The organism is Trichormus variabilis 0441 (assembly GCF_009856605.1).
Taxonomy (GTDB): Bacteria; Cyanobacteriota; Cyanobacteriia; order Cyanobacteriales; family Nostocaceae; genus Trichormus; species Trichormus variabilis.
Genome location: NZ_CP047242.1, coordinates 5,658,487 through 5,679,233, shown reverse-complemented (window position 1 = coordinate 5,679,233; position 20,747 = coordinate 5,658,487). Strand labels below are relative to the sequence as shown.

At 39.6% G+C, this 20,747-nt stretch carries 13 protein-coding genes; 8 read left to right on the top strand and 5 right to left on the bottom strand.

Annotation, left to right across the window (positions count from 1 at the left end; genetic code table 11):
• Positions 1-142 precede the first annotated feature (142 nt).
• Positions 143-1,798 carry a bifunctional 3,4-dihydroxy-2-butanone-4-phosphate synthase/GTP cyclohydrolase II gene (gene ribBA / locus GSQ19_RS23450; RefSeq protein ID WP_011320232.1) on the top strand — a complete coding sequence of 552 codons (1,656 nt, stop codon included), beginning with the start codon at positions 143-145 and terminating at the stop codon, positions 1,796-1,798.
• A gap of 8 nt (positions 1,799-1,806) precedes the next feature.
• On the opposite strand, the gene GSQ19_RS23445 is transcribed toward ribBA, so the two are convergent.
• Positions 1,807-2,277 carry a GNAT family N-acetyltransferase gene (locus GSQ19_RS23445; RefSeq protein WP_011320231.1) on the bottom strand — a complete coding sequence of 157 codons (471 nt, stop codon included), beginning with the start codon at positions 2,275-2,277 and terminating at the stop codon, positions 1,807-1,809.
• A gap of 166 nt (positions 2,278-2,443) precedes the next feature.
• Positions 2,444-2,998 carry an NUDIX hydrolase gene (locus GSQ19_RS23440; protein ID WP_011320230.1) on the bottom strand — a complete coding sequence of 185 codons (555 nt, stop codon included), beginning with the start codon at positions 2,996-2,998 and terminating at the stop codon, positions 2,444-2,446.
• Between the two features lie 273 nt (positions 2,999-3,271).
• Here GSQ19_RS23440 and GSQ19_RS23435 point away from each other — a divergent pair, with 273 nt between their 5' ends.
• The 3 genes from GSQ19_RS23435 to GSQ19_RS23425 are packed head-to-tail and all read left to right on the top strand — an operon-like array spanning position 3,272 to position 6,649.
• Positions 3,272-4,324 carry a dipeptide epimerase gene (locus tag GSQ19_RS23435; RefSeq protein WP_011320229.1) on the top strand — a complete coding sequence of 351 codons (1,053 nt, stop codon included), beginning with the start codon at positions 3,272-3,274 and terminating at the stop codon, positions 4,322-4,324.
• Complete coding sequence (locus GSQ19_RS23430) at positions 4,308-5,354, top strand: N-acetyltransferase DgcN family protein (RefSeq protein WP_011320228.1); 1,047 nt, start codon at positions 4,308-4,310, stop codon at positions 5,352-5,354. Before GSQ19_RS23435 ends, GSQ19_RS23430 begins: the two co-directional genes overlap by 17 nt.
• Before the next feature lie 35 nt (positions 5,355-5,389).
• A complete protein-coding gene (locus GSQ19_RS23425; protein ID WP_011320227.1) occupies positions 5,390-6,649 on the top strand; it encodes a GTPase family protein in 1,260 nt (419 codons plus the stop codon).
• Positions 6,650-6,718: 69 nt separating this feature from the next.
• On the opposite strand, the gene GSQ19_RS23420 is transcribed toward GSQ19_RS23425, so the two are convergent.
• On the bottom strand, positions 6,719-7,294 hold the full coding sequence (locus GSQ19_RS23420) for a TIGR04376 family protein (RefSeq protein ID WP_011320226.1): 576 nt from the start codon (positions 7,292-7,294) through the stop codon (positions 6,719-6,721).
• A 386-nt stretch (positions 7,295-7,680) separates the two neighbouring features.
• Here GSQ19_RS23420 and GSQ19_RS23415 point away from each other — a divergent pair, with 386 nt between their 5' ends.
• From GSQ19_RS23415 to GSQ19_RS23400, 4 genes are all read left to right on the top strand, one after another.
• Positions 7,681-11,142, top strand: coding sequence for a HEAT repeat domain-containing protein (locus tag GSQ19_RS23415; protein WP_104009957.1), 3,462 nt, complete (start codon positions 7,681-7,683; stop codon positions 11,140-11,142).
• 507 nt (positions 11,143-11,649) lie between these two features.
• Positions 11,650-14,673, top strand: coding sequence for a CHAT domain-containing protein (locus tag GSQ19_RS23410; RefSeq protein ID WP_011320224.1), 3,024 nt, complete (start codon positions 11,650-11,652; stop codon positions 14,671-14,673).
• Positions 14,670-15,092, top strand: coding sequence for a hypothetical protein (locus GSQ19_RS23405; RefSeq protein WP_011320223.1), 423 nt, complete (start codon positions 14,670-14,672; stop codon positions 15,090-15,092). Before GSQ19_RS23410 ends, GSQ19_RS23405 begins: the two co-directional genes overlap by 4 nt.
• 67 nt (positions 15,093-15,159) lie before the next feature.
• Positions 15,160-16,509, top strand: a complete 1,350-nt coding sequence (locus tag GSQ19_RS23400; protein WP_011320222.1) for a hypothetical protein — start codon at positions 15,160-15,162, stop codon at positions 16,507-16,509.
• 665 nt (positions 16,510-17,174) lie between these two features.
• Here GSQ19_RS23400 and GSQ19_RS23395 read toward each other — a convergent pair.
• On the bottom strand, positions 17,175-19,658 hold the full coding sequence (locus GSQ19_RS23395) for a S8 family peptidase (protein ID WP_011320221.1): 2,484 nt from the start codon (positions 19,656-19,658) through the stop codon (positions 17,175-17,177).
• On the bottom strand, positions 19,642-20,688 hold the full coding sequence (locus tag GSQ19_RS23390; RefSeq protein ID WP_011320220.1) for an AAA family ATPase: 1,047 nt from the start codon (positions 20,686-20,688) through the stop codon (positions 19,642-19,644). Before GSQ19_RS23390 ends, GSQ19_RS23395 begins: the two co-directional genes overlap by 17 nt.
• Positions 20,689-20,747 lie beyond the last annotated feature (59 nt).

Here is a 20,747-nt window from a genome sequence, read left to right as displayed (position 1 = left end):
AAGAAAATTTACTATCCCTGGCTCAAAATCCTCTGTGTCACAACCTAAAAATACACAGCAGTCCTCCGCTCATCCCCTAAATGGGGAGAACCTTGGCACGGGTGTTGTTCCTCAGATATTTGCCTCTTCAACCGAAAAGTTTATGTTTGATTCTATTGATGCTGCCTTATCAGATTTAAAAGCCGGTCGTGCCATTGTAGTGGTAGATGATGAAAATCGAGAAAATGAAGGCGATTTGATTTGTGCTGCTCAATTCGCCACACCTGACATGATTAATTTTATGGCAGTGGAAGCAAGAGGGTTGATTTGTTTAGCAATGACAGGCGATCGCCTCGATGAACTCGACCTACCATTGATGGTGACAAATATCACCGACCCCAACCAGACAGCTTTTACTGTCAGTGTTGATGCTAGCCCCCATCTGGGCGTATCTACTGGTATATCAGCCGAAGACCGGGCGCGGACAATTCAAATCACACTCAACCCAGCCACCAAACCTTCAGATTTGCGTCGTCCTGGTCATATTTTTCCTTTACGGGCTAAAGCTGGCGGGGTACTGAAACGTGCTGGACATACAGAGGCTGCTGTTGATTTATCTCGCTTGGCTGGACTATACCCGGCTGGGGTGATTTGTGAAATTCAAAACCCCGATGGTTCAATGGCAAGGTTACAGCAGTTAATTGAATATGCCAAACACCACGATCTGAAAATTATTAGTATTGCCGATTTAATTAGTTATCGCCTACAACACGATCGCCTGGTATATCGTGAAGTAATTACCAAACTACCCAGTCAATTCGGTCAATTTGACATCTACGCCTATCGTCACACCCTCGACAATACAGAACACGTTGCTATCGTCAAGGGCAATCCAGAAAATTTTCGAGATGAACCTGTGATGGTGCGGATGCACTCAGAATGTTTAACAGGTGATGCTTTGGGTTCTTTGCGCTGCGATTGTCGGATGCAGTTACAAGCTGCCTTGAAAATGATTGAAACTGCGGGTCAAGGTGTGGTTGTCTACCTACGGCAAGAAGGACGGGGGATTGGGTTAATTAACAAACTCAAAGCCTACTCCTTACAGGATATGGGACTGGATACAGTGGAAGCTAACGAGCGCTTGGGTTTCCCCGCAGACTTGCGTGACTATGGTATGGGAGCGCAAATGCTCATGGATTTGGGTGTGAAAAAGATCCGCCTGATTACCAACAATCCCCGGAAAATTGCCGGGGTTAAGGGATACGGCTTGGAAGTAGTTGACCGCGTGCCATTACTCATTGAAGCCAACGATTATAATTCTTACTACTTGGCGACCAAGGCGAAAAAACTCGGTCATATGCTGTTGCAGACTTACCTCGTAACTGTAGCTATTCACTGGCAAGATGACCCACAATTGGTAACAAAACGCTATGAACGTTTAGAGAAACTGCGGCATTTAGTCAGAAGCTATGATTTATTGTTACAGGAAGAAGCCCGACCATTGGCGATCGCTCTTTTCGATAAGCCATCCTTGATAGTACACTTAGGTTTCGACCAAGAAAAAGTCGCTAGTTGTGATTGGTATAGCCAAAGCGGTCATCCTTACCTACAAGCAATTTTGCCAATTCTCGATAACCTCGCAACCCTACCTTACGTCCAGAAACTTGAATTTCTGATTTCTTCCGGTAGCGATCCCCTCAGTAACTTGCAAGTCCAATTAGACCGGCAAACAATTTCACCTGATAAATTACCTTCCTCCGTAGGTAGCGATTTGGAAACACAGAAAATTTATAGTTTTAGTAAAGAGGTGGAAGAATAACTAGTTAATCAGCTAGAGATTAAAAACTTCTCCATTGCGAAATTTATAAAATATTCTCTTCTGCGTTCCACCTGCTGTTCTCTGATAATGGAAAAACCCATACGCAGGAAAAACGACTTGGCAGTAATGCTGGCTTCGGTGTACAAGCGACTAATTCCTAATTCATCAGCTTTAGTCTCAATTGCCGAATAAATTTTCCTGCCTACGCCCATACCCAGATAATTTTTATGGCAGTAGAAGCAGTCTATATGTCCGTTTAACTCTAACTCGCCAAAACCTGCAATCACTCCTTGATCATCAGCAACGTAAGTAAATCGTTCTGAACAAATTTTTGCCCAGTCCCTAAAATGAATATTATCTGGGGCCCATGCTATTACTTGATTATTCGAGTAGTCCCTGATATTAACCTCACGTACTGTTTGGTGGAATAAAAGTGCTATCTGTTCCGCATCTTGTATGTGAAATAATCGTATTTTCATCAGCTTTAGGAATCAGATTTGATTATTAAATTTCTCTAATTATCTGTAGGGTGGGCAATGCCCACCTTATCATGTTTGTGGTGGGAATTGCCCACCCTACTTATATTTTAAAAATCAAATACTAGTCGTATATATCTGTCGTATTTTTTAATTGGTATTACGTTAATTACTTATCAGTAATAAAATTCAACCCTAGAAATAAAGCTGCAATAGTTCCCGCTACCGAAATTTCACCTTGAGTAATTTTTTCTAAGACTGATTCAAGAGGAATTAAAATAATTTCTATTTCCTCTGTAATATCTAAATTTTGCTCCCCAACTTTAACCACATTTTCTGCTAGAAATAAATGTATTTGATTAGTGTCTTTGCTGGGATTATCGTATAGTATGGCAATTTTGATTAATTGTTGAGCAATATAACCAGTTTCTTCTTGCAATTCTCTCAACCCTGCATCTTCAGCACTTTCTTGTGTTGGATCAAATCTCCCGGCTGGCAGTTCTAAAAAGAAATCTCCCACCCCATGTCTGTATTGACGTACAAATATAACTTCTCTATTATCGGTAATCGGCAAAACTAGGACAATATCTGGTCTGACATTGACAAAATAATCATCTATTATTGTACCGCTTGGTAATTTAACTTCATCTTGCCTGACTTGACACCAGGGATGATCTAAAACCATTTTGGAGTTTAATATTTGCCATTCTTGTAATTTACTCATAGATTCATTTATTTACGAATTAATATTTAAATTTACATCCACTCATTAAGGAATTTCCAGATAAAAGATATCCAAAATGTAGGGTGCGTCAGTGCAACAGAACCTAGCTGTACCAAGAAATAATTCCTACTGACGCACCCTACTAACCATCAATTTGGAATAATTTATTTTTTGGTGTTCCCTAATGAATGTAAAAAAGTATAACAGATACCTCAAATAAGCTAGACTTTGTATTTACACTGTTTTTGCTCTCAGCAAAGATTGAGCGTTGTTATGCAGGTAGAAGTCATTTTGTTTACGGTCAATAAAAGATTTCCTTTGACCATTAGTCGTGGCACTACGGCAAAGACTACAAATGTCTGGGTGAAGATTGTACACAATGACATCGAAGGTTGGGGAGAGGCTTCACCGTTTGGTGTAGGTAATTATGGACAATCAACTAATGTCATCAAAGACTACTTGCAGCAAATTGTGCCATTCTTAGAACCATTTAGCCCGTTGCAGCGACAGGAAATAGAGCAAGTCTTTATCAAATATCAGGTTCCTTCCGCAGTCAGGGCAGCTTTAGATATGGCGATGCACGACTGGCTGGGTAAATCTGTGGGTTTACCTTTGTGGCAAATCTGGGGACTCGATCGCCAGGCTATAGTACCAACTTCTGTTACCATTGGTATTGATACACCGGAAGCCGCCAGGATACGGACAAGAGACTGGTTAGATTTTACAGATGTTCGCTTGTTGAAAGTGAAGTTGGGCAGTCCGCAGGGTATAGAAGCAGATAAGAAGATGCTTTTAGCTGTGCAGCAAGAAGCACCAGCACAAGAGTTTTTTGTGGATGCCAACGGTGGTTGGAGTTTGTCAGATGCGGTGGAAATGTGCAATTGGCTGGCTGATTTGGGGATCAAATATATTGAACAGCCACTAGTTAGAGGACGAGAAGAGGATTTAATCAAACTCAAGGAAAAATCCCCCCTACCGATTTTTGTGGATGAAAGTTGCTTTAACAGTAAAGATATTCCCCGTTTAGCTAGTTATGTAGATGGCATCAATATTAAATTGATGAAATCTGGGGGTTTAACTGAGGCACTAAGGATGGTACACACAGCCAAAGCTTGTGGGTTACAAGTCATGTTTGGCTGTTATTCTGACAGTACATTATCCAATACGGCGGCGGCACAATTAGCGCCATTAGCTGATTATTTAGACTTAGACAGTCACCTCAACTTAAGCGATGATCCTTTTACAGGTGCATTGTTAAAAGAAGGGCGAGTATTACCAAACGATTTACCAGGCTTGGGGGTAAAATATAGTGCGTCTGCCACTTAATCAACGAGTAGCAATTCTGCTACATGAAGGAACTACGGGAACTATTGGCAAAACAGGGCTAGCACTTTTACGCTACAGTGAAGCCCCTATTGTCGCAGTCATTGACCGCAACTGTGCAGGCCAATCCTTGAGAGAAATCACAGGGATTAAGCGAGATGTCCCGATTGTCAAGTCGGTAGAAGCAGCTTTAGAGTATAAACCCCAAGTCTTAGTGATTGGTATTGCCCCCAAGGGTGGTGGTATACCAGATGATTACTGGATAGAACTGAAAACTGCCCTGCAAGCGGGGATGTCATTGGTAAATGGCTTACACACCCCCTTGGCAAATATCCCCGATTTAAATGCCCTCCTCCAACCAGGACAATTAATTTGGGATGTCCGCAAAGAACCAGCTAATTTAGATGTGGCTAGTGGTGCAGCGCGGACTTTACCCTGTCGGCGGGTGCTGACAGTGGGAACGGATATGGCAATCGGGAAAATGTCCACTAGTTTAGAACTACATTGGGCGGCAAAATTGCGGGGTTGGCGTTCTAAGTTTTTGGCTACTGGGCAGACTGGTGTGATGTTGGAAGGGGATGGTGTCGCCTTGGATGCGGTACGGGTAGACTTTGCTGCTGGTGCAGTGGAACAGATGGTGATGCGCTATGGCAAAAACTACGATATTTTGCACATTGAAGGGCAAGGTTCCTTACTACATCCTGGTTCTACCGCTACCTTACCTCTGATTCGTGGTTCCCAACCCACCCAACTAGTATTGGTACACCGCGCCGGACAGACTCACAACGGCAATAATCCTCATGTACCAATTCCGCCCTTACCAGAAGTAATTCGGCTGTATGAAACTGTAGCCAGTGGCGGCGGGGCGTTTGGGACTGTGCCTGTGGTAGGTATAGCTTTGAATACTGCCCACTTAGATGAGTATGCAGCAAAAGAGGCGATCGCTCACACAATAGCAGAAACTGGTTTACCCTGCACTGATGTCGTCCGCTTTGGTGCTGATGTTTTATTAGATGCCGTCATGCAAAATTAAAATATATAAAGGGTGTAACTTAACCAGCAAGTGCAATGACTAGGCGAGGCGATAATTCTTGGGCAAATCGTGTGACTGGTGTCTGGAAAAAGGCAGCAGATAGTGTGGTGCAGCGATTACCAGTGGAACAGGTTTCTCAGAAGTTTGTCCAGTGGTTTAGTGTGAGTGAAGCCGAAGTTGCCGAGATTTTGGAAAAGGTACGCCAAGAACTGCCAACTACAGAGGCTGTGCTAATTGGCAAGCCACAAGCAGGTAAAAGTTCCATTGTGCGGGGTCTAACAGGCGTTTCTGCGGAGATTGTCGGACAAGGCTTTTGTCCCCACACCCAACACACCCAACGCTACGCCTATCCATCTAACGACTTGCCTTTACTAGTTTTTACTGATACCGTAGGGCTAGGCGATATCAACCAGGAAACTCAGGCAGTAATTCAAGAGTTGATAGGAGACTTACAAGAAAAAAGTAGCCGCGCCAGAGTCTTGATTTTGACAGTGAAAATCAATGATTTCGCTACTGATACCTTGCGACAAATTGCCCAAGAATTGCGGCGCAAATATCCAGAAATTCCCTGTTTACTCGCAGTTACTTGTTTACATGAAGTTTACCCCCCTGGTGTTGAGGATCATCCAGATTATCCACCAAACTATGAGGAAATAAACAGGGCTTTTGCGGCGATTCAAGCAGCTTTTACAGGACTTTATGACCGTTCACTCCTCATCGACTTTACCCTAGAAGAAGATGGCTACAATCCTGTATTTTACGGCTTAGATGCCCTCAGAGATAATTTGGCAGAACTCCTCCCAGAAGCGGAAGCCCAAGCTATTTACCAGTTATTAGATAAGCCAACAAGCGAGAAACTGGGCAATATTTACCGGGATGCAGGCAGACGTTACACCTTATCATTTGCGGTGATGGCTGCTGCACTCGCAGCCGTACCCTTACCCTTTGCCACGATGCCAGTACTCACTGCATTGCAAGTATCGATGGTGACGCTTTTAGGTAAATTATATGGTCAAACACTCACACCATCCCAAGCAGGTGGTATTGTGAGTGCGATCGCCGGTGGTTTTTTAGCCCAAGCCATAGGAAGAGAGTTAGTTAAGTTTATCCCAGGATTTGGGAGTGCGATCGCCGCATCTTGGGCAGCCGCTTACACCTGGTCTTTAGGGGAGACAGCCTGCGTCTACTTTGGCGATTTAATGGGTGGTAATAAACCAGACCCGCAAAAAATCCAATCTGTCATGCAGGAAGCTTTTGCCAAAGCGAAAGAACAATTTAAAGGAATTAAATCCTGAAAATATTTTCTTTCTCCATTGAATAATGGGATATCTCCCCAGACTATCTCCTATGTAGACATTTTTTACTTATTTTCCCAAATTACGCTTCATTTGCTCTAGTTCATCTTGGGTTTCCCAACGGCGGAACTTTTCTTCTAAATCATCAAATCCGCCACTAGAACTGGTAGTAGAATTCCACCAACCATTAGTTTCTATACGTTGTTGGGTTTGGGCTTTAGCCCGTGCTGTTTGTGCTTGTGCTGCTTTGGTTTGTACTTCTTGCCGCCTAGCTTGTATCTTACTAAGTAATTCTTTGGATTGCTCTAAGCGTTCTTTTAGCCCCTGCATATGTCCCCAAAGCTGATTACCCTCGCGCAATAAAGCTGCTTCTCTCTCTTCTGCTGGCCCCACCAAATCTTGTCTATTAGCATTTTTGGCTTTTTGAACTCGGATATGCCAACGCTGGATTTCTTGCGCTGTGGCGAGAATATCTTCTTGCGATCGCTTCTCTTGTAACTGTAAATCTGCTATCAACTTTAAAGTATCTTCCTCTTGCTGACGCAGCTGTTCTAACAGCGCCTCCAACTCCAAATGTGGATTATTCCGCAAGAATTCCTCTAAACGGTTTTCCAGAAACCGACTCAAATCATCAAATAAGCCCACTGTTAGAACTCCAGAGGTTAGATGCGTTACTACTTTATTGTAGTATTTTCATCGTAGTGAAAATTCCTCTGTTTTAATTTGTTCCATTCTCCAGCACTAAACTGGGAATTTGAGAGAAATCCTTTTGGTTACGAGTAACCATCACTGCATTTATGGAAAGGGCAATTGCTGCTATTCGCAAATCTTTCTGTAGTCTTTTTTATTCAGTTGCTGGTTTTCGCTAAGTAAACTCTGGTAGCAAGTATAAGCAGCCCAAAATTAGATGATAAAAGACTTCAAACAGCGAAAAATCAGAAAAAAATTGCGTAAGTTTAATTAATATAGTAAATATACTGGTATCATTAGTATCAATATATAATCTATACTTATTCATTTAAATCAATTATGTGGAGACCATCATAATGATTGGTGCAATGGTTGGTGCATGGGTAGGAGAATTAGTCACAGTAGAAGTTTCTAAAGCTTTACTGAGTGGTGTTACGAGCAAACTTAACCCTAGTGATTTAGATAAGGCGATTAAAACTGCAACGATAGAAGCTTGTAAGCAAGAAACCCGATTATTTTATTCTTGTCCACCAGACTTTATACCAAAATTTTTATGTAATTTTTTTAAAGAACAAGGATTGTCAGAGCTACAGAAACCTTTAGAAAATGAGGGAAAGCCTGATGTAGATTATTTAGCTGTTGTTTTCCAAAAAGCAGCTTTAGCTGACTCAAAAATGAAAGAAATTAAAATTGATTATGTTTATTCATGGATGGAGGTTTTTGTTACAACTTATTTTCAAAATACAGATAATTGCATAAGGTTTCAGATTGCCAAGGAAAACTATCTTCAGCAATTAGTAAATTGGTTTGATGATGTTAAGTTTGCTGGGATTGCTGTACCAGGACAAGAAGTAGAAAAATCGGAGAAGCTAGTAAATATTTTTGTATTACCAGAAGTGCAGGAGGATAACCACAAGGATATAAATAATCTCAACTCCAGCATCGAAACAGAGTTATTGTCATCCAATTTGAGCCAAAGTCAGCAACAATTACTTTGGGAACAGAGACAGCGTGCTTTAAGAAAATCTTCCGGGAGAAAATTTTTAGCTTCCCAAATTTTAAGTCAAACCAACTGCCAAAAGTTTGTTCTTTTAGGTGCGCCCGGCTCTGGAAAAACTACTTTACTGAGTTATTTTGTGGTGATGTTAGCTCAGAAGCAGATTGAACAACTGAATATAACAGCAGCAGACTATTTACCTATTATAATTCCTATACGAGATTTTGCTAGGCAAGCAAATATTAGCGTTATTGAATATGTTAAGCAATTTGTTGAAAAAAATCTATGTGTTAAAACCTTACCTGTAGGTTTTTTTGAATATTGGTTAGAAGATGGACACACTTTTATCTTTTTTGATGGATTGGATGAAATTGCTCAGGAAAATAAACGATATGATGTAGTGCGGAAAATTGAGAATTTTTTAGGACAATTTCCGACAAATTGTGCAGTTATTACTTCTCGTCCTGCTGGTTATAAACGTGATTTTTTCAATACTCAAGAGTTTGCCCATTACGAGCTTTTATCTTTTGATGATGAGAAGATAGAAAAGTTTATTAACTGTTGGTATAACAGCCGTATTCAGGATAAATCAGAGGCAGAGCGACGTAAAACAACTTTACGAGAAGCATTAAATAAAAATGAGCGTCTCAAATTACTAGCGCGTAACCCTTTGCTGTTGACTATTATTGCTCTGATTCACCGCTACCAGGCAGTTTTGCCTAAAGGTCGTCACAAACTTTATGAGAAAGCCGTAGAAACTCTCTTAACTTCTTGGGATGCGAATAAGGAAATTAACGTCAACCATTTTTTACAAGATATTGATATTGAAGATTTACTATTTTTGATGCGAAAATTAGCCTTTTGGATTCATGGACAAGGCAGTACAGCAGATAAAGAAGGGGGAACACTAATTGCTTGTGAAGATTTGCTTGACAAATTAAAAAGAGAAATCAAATCTTTGAAGGAAATTGAACTTTATAAAGCAGAGGAGAAAGCGAAACGGTTTTTAAGTTTGATTCAGGAACGTACTGGACTGCTTAATGAACAAGGTCAAGATTGCTATGCTTTTGTGCATAAAACCTTTCAGGAATATCTGTGTGCTAGAGAAATTAATTATCAAGCAGACGATCAAGACGATTTTGATATTGTTTTACAGTATATTGATCAGCATCTCCATGACCCTCATTGGCGAGAGGTATTACTGCTATTAATTACTCAGCAAGCACCAAATAAAGCGGCTACAGCTATTAGAAAAGTTCTCAGCAAGAATAGCGAATATGAACAGTGGTTGCATCGTGACTTATTATTTGCTGGGAATTGCCTTGCTGAAGATATCAAAAATTTAAAAACTGCCAAAGATTCTCCAGCCATAGAAATTTTACAAAATTTAGTAAATCTTGAAGTCAGCGATTCTTTGCAAGTTAGTTCTCAAATTAAATCACAAGTATTTCAAATTTTATGTAGCCTGAATGAAACGGCTTTTCAAACTCAAGCTTTGCAATTGTTAAAAGAGAAAGAACAACAAATAGAACAAGTACGATTTCAAAAATATCGTGCTGCATTAGGAGAGAAAAAGGCGGCAGTTGATAGATTACTAGAACTCCTCAAAGACTCAGAATCTAATGTGCGGTCTAGTGCCGCAAATGCGTTAGGTAGAATAGGTACAGAAACAGCAATTCCTGGCTTACTAGAACTCCTCAAAGACTCAGAATCTAATGTGCGGTCTAGTGCCGCAAATGCGTTAGGTAACATAGGTACAGAAACAGCAATTCCTGGCTTACTAGAACTCCTCAAAGACTCAGAATCTAATGTGCGGTCTAGTGCCGCATTTGCGTTAGTTAGAATAGGTACAGAGGCAGCAATTCCTGGCTTACTAGAACTCCTCAAAGACTCAGAATCTAATGTGCGGTCTAGTGCCGCATTTGCGTTAGGCATAATAGGTACAGAAGCAGCAATTCCTGGCTTACTAGAACTCCTCAAAGACTCAGAATCTAATGTGCGGTCTAGTGCCGCATTTGCGTTAGGTAGAATAGGTACAGAAGCAGCAATTCCTGGCTTACTAGAACTCCTCAAAGACTCAGAATCTAATGTGCGGTCTAGTGCCGCAGATGCGTTAGGTAATATAGGTACAGAAGTAGCAATTCCTGGCTTACTAGAACTTCTCAAAGACTCAGAATCTAATGTGCGGTCTAGTGCCGTAAATGCGTTAGTTAGAATAGGTACAGAAGCAGCAATTCCTGGCTTACTAGAACTCCTCAAAGACTCAGAATCTAATGTGCGGTCTAGTGCCGCATTTGCGTTAGGTAACATAGGTACAGAAGCAGCAATTCCTGGCTTACTAGAACTCCTCAAAGACTCAGAATCTAATGTGCGGTCTAGTGCCGCATTTGCGTTAGGTAACATAGGTACAGAAGCAGCAATTCCTAGCTTACTAGAACTCCTCAAAGACTCAGAATCTAATGTGCGGTCTAGTGCCGCAAATGCGTTGGGTAACATAGGTACAGAAGCAGCAATTCCTAGCTTACTAGAACTTCTCAAAGGCTCAGAATTGAATGTGCGGTCTAGTGCCGCATTTGCGTTGGGTAATATAGGTAAAGAAGCAGCAATTCCTGGCTTACTAGAACTCCTCAAAGACTCAGAATTTAATGTGCGTCTTATTGGCGCATTTGTGCTGAAGAAAATCGATGAAAAAACTCATAGCGTAGTCATTAATCTTTCTCGATGGATTAATGAAAACCAAGATTCTGAATATATTGGAGATGGGATAGATTTGCTATGGGAATTGATATGTGGCGAGACAACCTGACATTACCATCTAACAAATCAGTTTTGGCGAGATAGACACAGTATTGCTTTAGGCAATGCCAAAAAAAATATTTCTAGATGTGATATAGTAGTCACATCTAGAAATTATCTTATCTACTCTACAAATATTTGTAGACAAAGAATTCGGTTAAACAATTATTACAGTTCGAATATTTAATCTGCCGTTGTCGATAAAATAAAACGATTGAACAATTTCAGCTTAACCTCTATGGTAAACTTGATTTTTAGTAAAAATCTCAAATAAAACGGTTAAACAATTGTTTGAATCCATTACTGATAAAGGTTTTGAGTAATTCCATAAGTTCAAAATTATTTGAGAAAGTTCTGCTGTGCGACAAAGATGCGATCGCAATTCATCTTGCAATCAAGAATCTATTCGTGATTACAAAACGTAAATATCCCGGAAACGCTTACCAATAACCAATGACCAATGACCAACCGTAAAATTGCTAGAATGTATCATAAAAGCGATACATGATTGCGGCAGATGCTCAAGCAACTTTGGCAGTGGCTCAAGAGGTCTTTTGGGCGTTTATTTGGCAGAAAGCATTCCCCAGTCAGGGAACAGAACAAAGTAGAACCACCGCAACGGTTAACGGATGCGGAGTATGAATCGTTGTTTCTCCAGTTGTTAGCAGAAGTCAATGATGGCTTGACTAGAGGAGAAGCAAAAGGTTTCTTGGCTGCAAAGCACATCAATGAAGGTGATTTGGTGGAGTGGTTGCGGGGTTTTGGCGAAAGATTGTTCGCTTCAGCTAAGCCAAATGATGAATTGGTAAGTCGGATGGTGCGGCTGGGTGAGTTGAGTATTGGGGAAGTTAGTGATGTTGCGGGTGATATTGGGAGGCGGTTGGGGGGAGGAGAAACGAACCGCAGAGGCGCAGAGGACGCGGAGGAAGAAGAAACAAGTAATCAATTCAATGATGCTATTGAATTGACGAGTGACGAAGCAGAGGCTTGGTTAAATCAAGGTGTGGCACTGGCTAATTTAGGGCAATTAGAACAAGCAATCACATCTTTTGACAAAGCTATAGAATTCAAGCCTGACGATGACTCAGCTTGGTACAGCCGGGGTGTGGCGCTGTGTAATTTGGGGCGATTTGAACAAGCGATCGCTTCTTATAATAGGGCTATAGAATTCAAACATAATTTTCCTGAAGCTTGGACTAATCGTGGGGTAATCTTAAATAGCCTCAAATTATATCAAGAAGCACTGACCTCGTTTGAAACTGCTTTGCAAATCAATCCCAACTTTCCAGAAGTATTCAATGCTTGGTATGGTAGGGGTAACACACTATTCAATTTAGAGAAATTTGAAGAAGCGATCGCATCTTATGACAAAGCCATAGAATTCAAAGCTGACGACTACTCAGCTTGGTACAACCGAGGTGTGGCGCTGGATAATTTAGGGCAATTTGAAGAAGCGATCGCATCTTATGACAAAGCTATAGAATTCAAAGCTGACGACTACTCAGCTTGGAATTACCGAGGTGTGGCGCTGGCTAATTTGGGGCGATTTGAAGAAGCGATCGCATCTTATGACAAAGCCATAGAATTCAAAGCTGACGACTACTCAGCTTGGTACAACCGAGGTGTGGCGCTGAGTAATTTAGGGCGATTTCAAGAAGCGATCACATCTTATGACAAAGCCATAGAATTCAAAGCTGACTTTTACATAGCTTGGATGAACCGAGGAATTGTAGCTGGAAACGTAATAGTAGAGAGGATAGATTTCTCTACATTTCCTTTACCTCATGCGGCAGCACATAACCTAGCTTTAAAATTTAACAATCCAGATTTAAATAAGCGTGGCTATGAGGGAAGATTAGCCAGCTATGAGGAAGGATTAAAACATTGTCAGCAAGAAACTCACCCAGAAGGTTGGGGAAAATTGCATCGGGCGATAGGTGATTCTCATTATTACCAAGGGCGAGGTAATTATAACACTCGCTATTTTTGGCGCAAAGCTATTAACAGTTACAAAACGGCACTGCAAACTCTCACAGCAACAAATTTTCCTGAGTTGCATCTGGAAGTTTTGCAAGATTTAATTCGCGTGCTGTTAGATTTGGGAGAAATAGCCGAAGCTACAGAACTCCAGCGCCAAGGTACTGAGTTGTTGCGGCGCTTATTAAATGAACCAAATCGCTCTGAGCGAAGTAAAAAACAACTAGCTTTAAAATTTGCTTGGATTCAGCAGTTAACTGTTGATTTAGCCGTGCAGTCTGGAGATTTGCTGCAAGCGATTGAATTGGCAGAAGAAGGCAAAAATACTTGCTTGCGTTGGCTTTTGGATGGATGGAGCGATGAAATTTCTTCTCCTAATTATTCAGAAATACAACAACTGCTTAATCCTTCAACTGCCATTGTTTATTGGCATCTCAGTTCTTACGCCTTACATACTTTCATTCTTAAACATAACGCCCCGTCACCAATTGTTTTAGGCAATACCGAGTGTCTAACTCAGGCGCAACGTTTACGCGATTTTGAAGCCTGGGTGAAAAAATGGAACGAACAATACGCCAATTATCCCAAGGATAAAGACAAGCAAGGCGAAAAAGATAGAACATGGCGCGACAATTTACCCGAAATGCTGCGGAATCTGAGTCATATTCTCGATATAAATGCTGTCGTCTCCACAATTCCAGATATTACTCAATTAATTCTCATTCCTCACCGCGATTTGCACCGCTTCCCTCTTCATGCACTGTTTCCACCTGAATTTACCATCAGCTATTTACCCAGTGCAAAAATTGGCTCTATCTCTGTTAAGAAAGACAATTATAACCAAAAAAATTTACTTAGCATCGAACATCCCAACAGTACGGGTTATCCCTCATTAGATTTCGCCGAAATCGAATCAGAAGCCATCAGCCAAATGTTTGCCAACCCTACACGTCTGCATTCTGAACAAGCCACACAAAAAGCACTGATAAATGCTTTGCCCCAAAGCTACAATATTTTTCACTTTACAGGACATGGTGTATATAACTTCCAAAATCCGGCGTTATCTTTTTTAGCATTAGCAGATGAAGACAAGTTAACTCTAGCGGATATCCACGGCTTTAAATTGCAAAGCTATCAACTCGTCACCTTAGCAGCTTGCGAAACTGCAATCACCGGAAATCACACCATCACTACAGAATATGTAGGGCTTGTCAGTGGCTTTATGGGTTGCGGTGTGGCTCATGTCGTCAGTACCCTGTGGACTGTAGAATCAGCCGCTAGTGCTTTGGTGATGATTCAGTTTTACCAACTGCTGCAACAAGGTAAACCAGAAACTATAGCTTTAGCTGAAGCTACCCAATGGTTGCGAAATGTCACCAATGCAGAACTAGCACAATGGTATGCAGCGCAACTTGCCAAAGTTCCTGAAAATCAAGGACTCCTTTACAATTGCTGGTCACGCCATTTAAATAAACTTAAGAATAACCCAGAACCTAGTAAACAACCCTATAATCACCCTTACTTCTGGGCAGCTTTTACTATTACTGGCAACTTTTCACAATGAAACCATTAGAAGTATCAGAACTAAAAGCCTTTATTTTCGCACTCTACCAGCTTGACTCACCATTACCAAGTCATATTCAGGCACAACTACAGACAATTAATATTCCTGGCGATATCGAGCAACTATATGCGATCGCCATCAGTCACCCTCCCCTCAAAGCCGCCTACGATCAAATATATGACAATATAGATGCGATCGCTCAACTCCGCAGTAAAGGTGTGGAAAGTTTACCTCAATATAAACCAGATTCCACAAATACAGAAATTGACAATGCTTCGAGAGAAATTGAAGAGCAGCTAGTCAAATTTGATCGAAAAGTTGATCAAAATAAATTAGCAGTAATAGCACAGCAAGTTTTTCAGGCGTTAAATCCTATAAAAACAGCGAAAGAAGTCATCAACACCATTTTTTCCTTATGAATAGACTTCTTGCCAAAGTCATAATTATAGCGTCTTTCTTTGCGTCTTTACGCGAAACAAAAACATTATGAATCAAAATTATCAATTAATTTATCCCACCCTCGATTTGTTTCTTTATGACCTTAAAGCTGGTTTGGGACAAGATGAAGAAAAACTCAAACAAAATCGGCAACTTTTTTGGCAAAAAGTTTATGGTAATCAGTTAGATAGTAAACAGCTTGCAGAACTAGCCCAAGCAGAAACAGATAGTTTAGATTATGTTGAATTACTAGGTCATAAAAAATATGAAATTTTTCCCAGTCCTTTAAATGGTTATTACTATCCCGTCCAAATGGGAGATACTTATGCACTGCAAGTAGACTGTACTGCTAACTATATATCCGATTACAAATACTCTCCGCAATCTATTGATTGTTTGCATAATTTACAAACAGAAATTCTGAATAAAATAAATAACCAACATGGCAACCTTGGTCAAAGTTGGTTAATTTGGGGCCAGTTATCTACAGATAATCAAGACCCCCAAGCCACAGCACAAGAATGTTTTGCCCAATTAAAATTACATCCGCAGCAAAATTGGCAAAATGATTTTATCGGTCAAGGTAAGTTTTTTGGTGGAACTATATTTGAACTGCAACGACTTCCAGCAAAAGCACAAAACTTGCATGATAGTTATCATCTATTAATTTGTTTGTTTCCTGATCAAATTAAAACAGATGCAATTAGGGAAATTAATAGCAAGTTATCTCCTCAATTGCTCCGACTTTTAAGATACCGCCATAAAATTTATTGGGCTAATTCTCAAAGTCAGGAAATTAAAGATAATTTAAAACAAGCAGCTAACCTAGCACAAGCTATTGTGAATAATTTGAATGCTAACTTGAAAAAACCAGATATTAAAATTAATGAATTAGAAACTTTTCTGAAAAACACCCCAGAAATCTTATTAAAATATACTAATAACTTAGCGTATTTAGATGACCAAAAACGCACCATAGAAGTAAACATCAACAATTATCAAAAACGTTACCAAGAACTAATAAAGTTAGATAGTAATAGCGATTGGGAATTTTTGCAAATATTCAGCAACTATGCTAACGAAAAGTTTTTAGTACAAATCGAAACTGACCAAGCTAACTTTAGCCCTGGTTTAACATTAATGGAAAATTACATTAAGACCATACAAGGTATTATCGATATTGAGCGAACTAAAAGCGATCGCAATTTAGAAAATATTATCGGTAGTGTTGGTATCGGGTTAGCAATCAGCCAAATCGCATCTTCAATATTAGTAAGCCAATATCCACCACAAAAAGAAACACCTTTTTTCCTGACAGCAGTCTTTGGTGGAAGCGTTGTTGCTGGAGTGCTTACCAGTATAATAGCCTGGATATTATTTAAAAAAATTCGCCGCTAACAACTCTTTATTGTGCGCTCTTAACCGCGCTCTCGCCTTCCAATTAAAGCTTACGGAAGAATAAAAATTTTAATATGCTCTTTGTTGTAATGTTTAAAGTCAAGCGATTGCCAGTTAAAAAAGAAGCTGAAGCATCAACAACGAATTGTTATATAATAACTTCAGCTTAAAAATTAATTACGCTATTTTAATCCAAAATATCTTGTAAAAATATAGAAAAATTATATAATTTATAAGCCTATAAGCCCTACATTTACATTCTAGTTCATCTAAGTCTCAGAAAATAAAGTTGTATAATTTGTTGAGCGCAGCTATTATTTATAAATAAAAAAGTTGTATAATTCTTAAAAATCAAGCTCAGTAAAGATTTATCACTATTAGTGTTTAGATTCAATTATGATTGCTCCCCAGTAACAGCCAAATCATTGTATTAGCAGTAATTAATTTCCATCTGCAAAGCTAATTGCTCTTAGTATCAATGGGATGTATCAATGAGATCGCACTTTCTGTGATCGCCATCTTGTCACCACACATTGTCGAAACTTGTGCGATCACATATAATCTTGCACTCGACATCCATAGTCAGCTATGACTCTCCTGAATTATCGGTACTTAGACAAAAAAATATATAATTCTCATTACGGTAAATATTAGGTTTTTATTATTTAAATCCTTGCTCGGCTTCTTTCTCTTAGATCAATCTCATCAACCTTTAGTTTTAGACGATTATATAAATTAACTTGCGGATCGGAATGACTGACGCTAACAACTAAAGCATAACGTTGGATTTCAATTTCATCTGGATTTGCCCATTTACGATTACAACTCACCACCAAAGTCATCGGTAAATTATTGTATTTCTTAGCTCCTGACTTTAGTTGTGTTTGACCTCTTTGTACAGTTCCTTTCTTACGAAGATTGGAACCTGGGGATAAATCAATAGTAATACTACGTTTTGGATATTTTTTCTTCAAATTTTTTATTGGTATTTCTGCAAATTCACCAGGCTTATCTGTTCTACTTGCATCTACATAGGCATTTACGACACTTTCCTTGTCAATACCTTTAAAAATATTAAATTCCATAGTTACCCCTAAATATGAGTCGCCACGAGTTGGACGAGTTGGAGGATCAAAGGCCAAGGTAACTGATAATGTGCGGGTACCTTCTATATCAAAAAATTCCTCTGGTAGTTGGGGGATTTCATAAATATGGAACTTGCCCACTGGAATAAAAATATTATCTTCAGATAGAACAACATAGTTTTCAGCAGAATACATTGCACGTTCTAAATCAGTCTGTCCATAGCCATAGATTTGTAGCTGCTTTTTAATTTTTTTAGATTCTGTACCCTTACTAAATTCATCTGGAATTTCTTTGGGAAGCACCGCAGAATTGACAATTAATGCTCGAATGAGGTTAGAACTGGCATTTGGATATTTTGTGAAGAGTTGAGCAGCAATGTTAGCTACACGAGGTGCAGCAAAACTTGTACCGCTACAGATATTAAATAAAGAACTTTGGAAATTTTTGGAGAAAGTAACAACAGAAATCCCAGCTACATTATCTTCTAATTGACTAACTTTAGGCAAACCTAACGCTTCTCGATAACTAAGGTCTAATGCTAAATCTCCACCAAAATCTACAACATCAGGCTTAATCATACCATCTACTCCAAAACCAGTTCTGGTAAAGGGAGAAGGGTATCCTCGTAATTTTGCGATCGCCTGACGACGCACATCACCAGGTTCTGTCATACTACCACGTCCATAAGATAAAGAACCTACAGTTAGTGCGATCGCAGAAGTTGCTGGATCAATAATTCGGGCCTTCTTATTCAGTAAATAATTTGGGTATTCAGTTCGTAATTGTTCATACCCTAACTCTTCATGATAAGAATTTCCTGCTGAAATCACAAAAATAATATTTTTGTTTTGGTTTTGGTATTGATAAGCAATTTCATCTATTTTTGCTGCTAATCGAAACTGCTTCATTCCATCTCTATAGATTTGTTTAGCATTACCTAATGAAATATTTATGACTTTGCAGTTAGGGTACTGATCTACAAAAGCACGAATGGCTTGATCTAGTTGAGTTTCTACGAGAAGATCCTCATAATATTCGCAGTTTTCATCTGTTACACGAGCAGAAAATAACCAAACTGTTGGATCAAATGACAGTTTTTTAATACAATTTTCGACATCTCCATATATAGCAATGCCAGCAACATTTGTACCATGTCCATGTACATCATCTGCACCACCTCTTATTAATTGCTGTGCTGGATCTGGAAATACATCAGCTTCACCGAGTACACGAGCAATTAAGGGATGACCTCTTTGTACACCTGAGTCAATAACAAGAATGCCGCAATTATCTTCAGGTGGAGAAATAACTTCGGGTATACGGGAAATTGGTAAATTATAATCGGCAGTTCTCTCAAATGCAGGTTGGGGAGGACGATCAATTTCTTTGACAGTTTCGAGTTCCAGTAAAAACTCTAAAACTTCGTGAGTGACTTTAATTCTAGCTATACACAGATATTCACCAACGTAACTATCACTCATTCTCATAGGAGCAGTATCGCTGGAAAAGTACTCTATTGTTTCAGCAATATGTTCTAGAGAAACTTTCATTTCTTGGCGATCGCCTGTGTGCCATAATTCTAAATCTAAAGCTGCAAGTTCACCTAGTTGTACAGGCTTTAACTCTAACAAACGACCAATGCGATCTTCACGTTCGAGGGGGACTAACTCATCAATCGCTCCTAAATATGAATATTCGTGTCCTTCTGTAATATGACTGTAATTTTCTAAACGTCTCCTAAATTCTTTTAACTCCAGATCAGACGAGAAGACAACTATGGCTTTATCAGGCTCAAATGCTAGGATATCTAATCCTGTCTGATTAACTAGATCGTCTGAAAGTTTTTTAGTAACTTTAATCTTAAAAATTAATTTTGGATCAAGGCGGAAAGGGTTGCTCTTTTGCTTGGTACGTTCCGTCAGTCCAGAAAGTTGATCTAATAAATGCTTACCATGTTCAATAAAATCAGCGCGTTTTCCACCACCACCTCCACCATGAGATCGTCGTGGTAATTCGATATTGATTATTCTCGGTAATTTAAGGTGTTCAAACTGACTTACCATTAGGATTTGACTTAGATGATAATTTTGAGTTTGATATTATACTTTGCCTTTCTAAAAAACGTCCTATCGCAACTTCTAAATCATCAGCTCTCAAGGTACGCTCCCCACGTAGAATTACGGCTTTAATTGCATCAGAACAAATACGTTCTATATCTGCTCCAGTAGCATTTTCTAGCCGTTCTGCAAAAGTAGATAGATTAATAGCAGTATAACGGATACCAGACAGATAACGGCTTAAAAGAGCCGTGCGTAATTCTAGTGTTGGGTTGTCAAAGAAAATCACCTCATCAAATCGTCGCCAAACTGCACTGTCTAATAGTTTTTCGTGATTAGTAGCAGCAACAAATATACTTTGATTAGTTGCATTATCAATGAGTTGTAACAAGCTATTGACTAGACGTTTGACTTCACCATGTTCATTTAAGTTATCTCGATCACGAGCGATCGCATCAAACTCATCGAATAAAACCAGCCATTCGCCTTTTTCTATGTATGTAAAAATTTTCTGAAGATTGGTTGCTGTTTCACCTAAGTAAGAAGAAAATACTGCTGTCAGGTTGACATAAACAAGGGGTAAACTCAAGACACTAGAAAGAACTTTTGCGGTTTGGGTTTTGCCACAACCTGGTGGCCCACAAAAGAGTAGTTTGTTTTTGGGTTTGAGGTTATAAGCTGCAAGGATGTCTTGCTTACGGTTTTCCAGAACAATTTCTTGCAGGATATCAAAAATTTTTTCACTGAGGACGATATTATCCCATGTCAGGTCAAATCGCTTGACATCCAGTAAAGCTAGTCCAGTGTCTTTATCTTTAGGTGGTTCAGGAAACTGATGCCAGGGAGCTAGGTTAGATGCTAGGGGTTTAGTGTAGCCATTGCCATTTTGAAGCAGTTTTTCCAAATCTCTAGCCAGCAGGATGTGATTTTTATTTCTTTCTTCTTCAATCAGTTCTTGAGCCGCAGCCAAAAACTCTTCTCTCTCGTTGCGAGAGAAGCTTTTAAAGAGTTTTCTGAGAATTTCACCGCGAGCCATACTTTAGAACTGCTATTGGATAACTGGTCTATCCTCATTGATGTAGATCAATTGTACTA

What these genes read in the sequence shown, in the direction of transcription:
- GSQ19_RS23445 (WP_011320231.1), bottom strand. Translation starts at nt 2,277, where the DNA reads ATGAAAATACGATTATTTCACATACAAGATGCGGAACAGATAGCACTT.
- GSQ19_RS23435 (WP_011320229.1), top strand. Translation starts at nt 3,272, where the DNA reads ATGCAGGTAGAAGTCATTTTGTTTACGGTCAATAAAAGATTTCCTTTG.
- GSQ19_RS23400 (WP_011320222.1), top strand. Translation starts at nt 15,160, where the DNA reads ATGAATCAAAATTATCAATTAATTTATCCCACCCTCGATTTGTTTCTT.
- GSQ19_RS23395 (WP_011320221.1), bottom strand. Translation starts at nt 19,658, where the DNA reads ATGGTAAGTCAGTTTGAACACCTTAAATTACCGAGAATAATCAATATC.
- GSQ19_RS23405 (WP_011320223.1), top strand. Translation starts at nt 14,670, where the DNA reads ATGAAACCATTAGAAGTATCAGAACTAAAAGCCTTTATTTTCGCACTC.
- GSQ19_RS23390 (WP_011320220.1), bottom strand. Translation starts at nt 20,688, where the DNA reads ATGGCTCGCGGTGAAATTCTCAGAAAACTCTTTAAAAGCTTCTCTCGC.
- ribBA (WP_011320232.1), top strand. Translation starts at nt 143, where the DNA reads ATGTTTGATTCTATTGATGCTGCCTTATCAGATTTAAAAGCCGGTCGT.
- GSQ19_RS23440 (WP_011320230.1), bottom strand. Translation starts at nt 2,998, where the DNA reads ATGAGTAAATTACAAGAATGGCAAATATTAAACTCCAAAATGGTTTTA.
- GSQ19_RS23425 (WP_011320227.1), top strand. Translation starts at nt 5,390, where the DNA reads ATGACTAGGCGAGGCGATAATTCTTGGGCAAATCGTGTGACTGGTGTC.
- GSQ19_RS23410 (WP_011320224.1), top strand. Translation starts at nt 11,650, where the DNA reads ATGCTCAAGCAACTTTGGCAGTGGCTCAAGAGGTCTTTTGGGCGTTTA.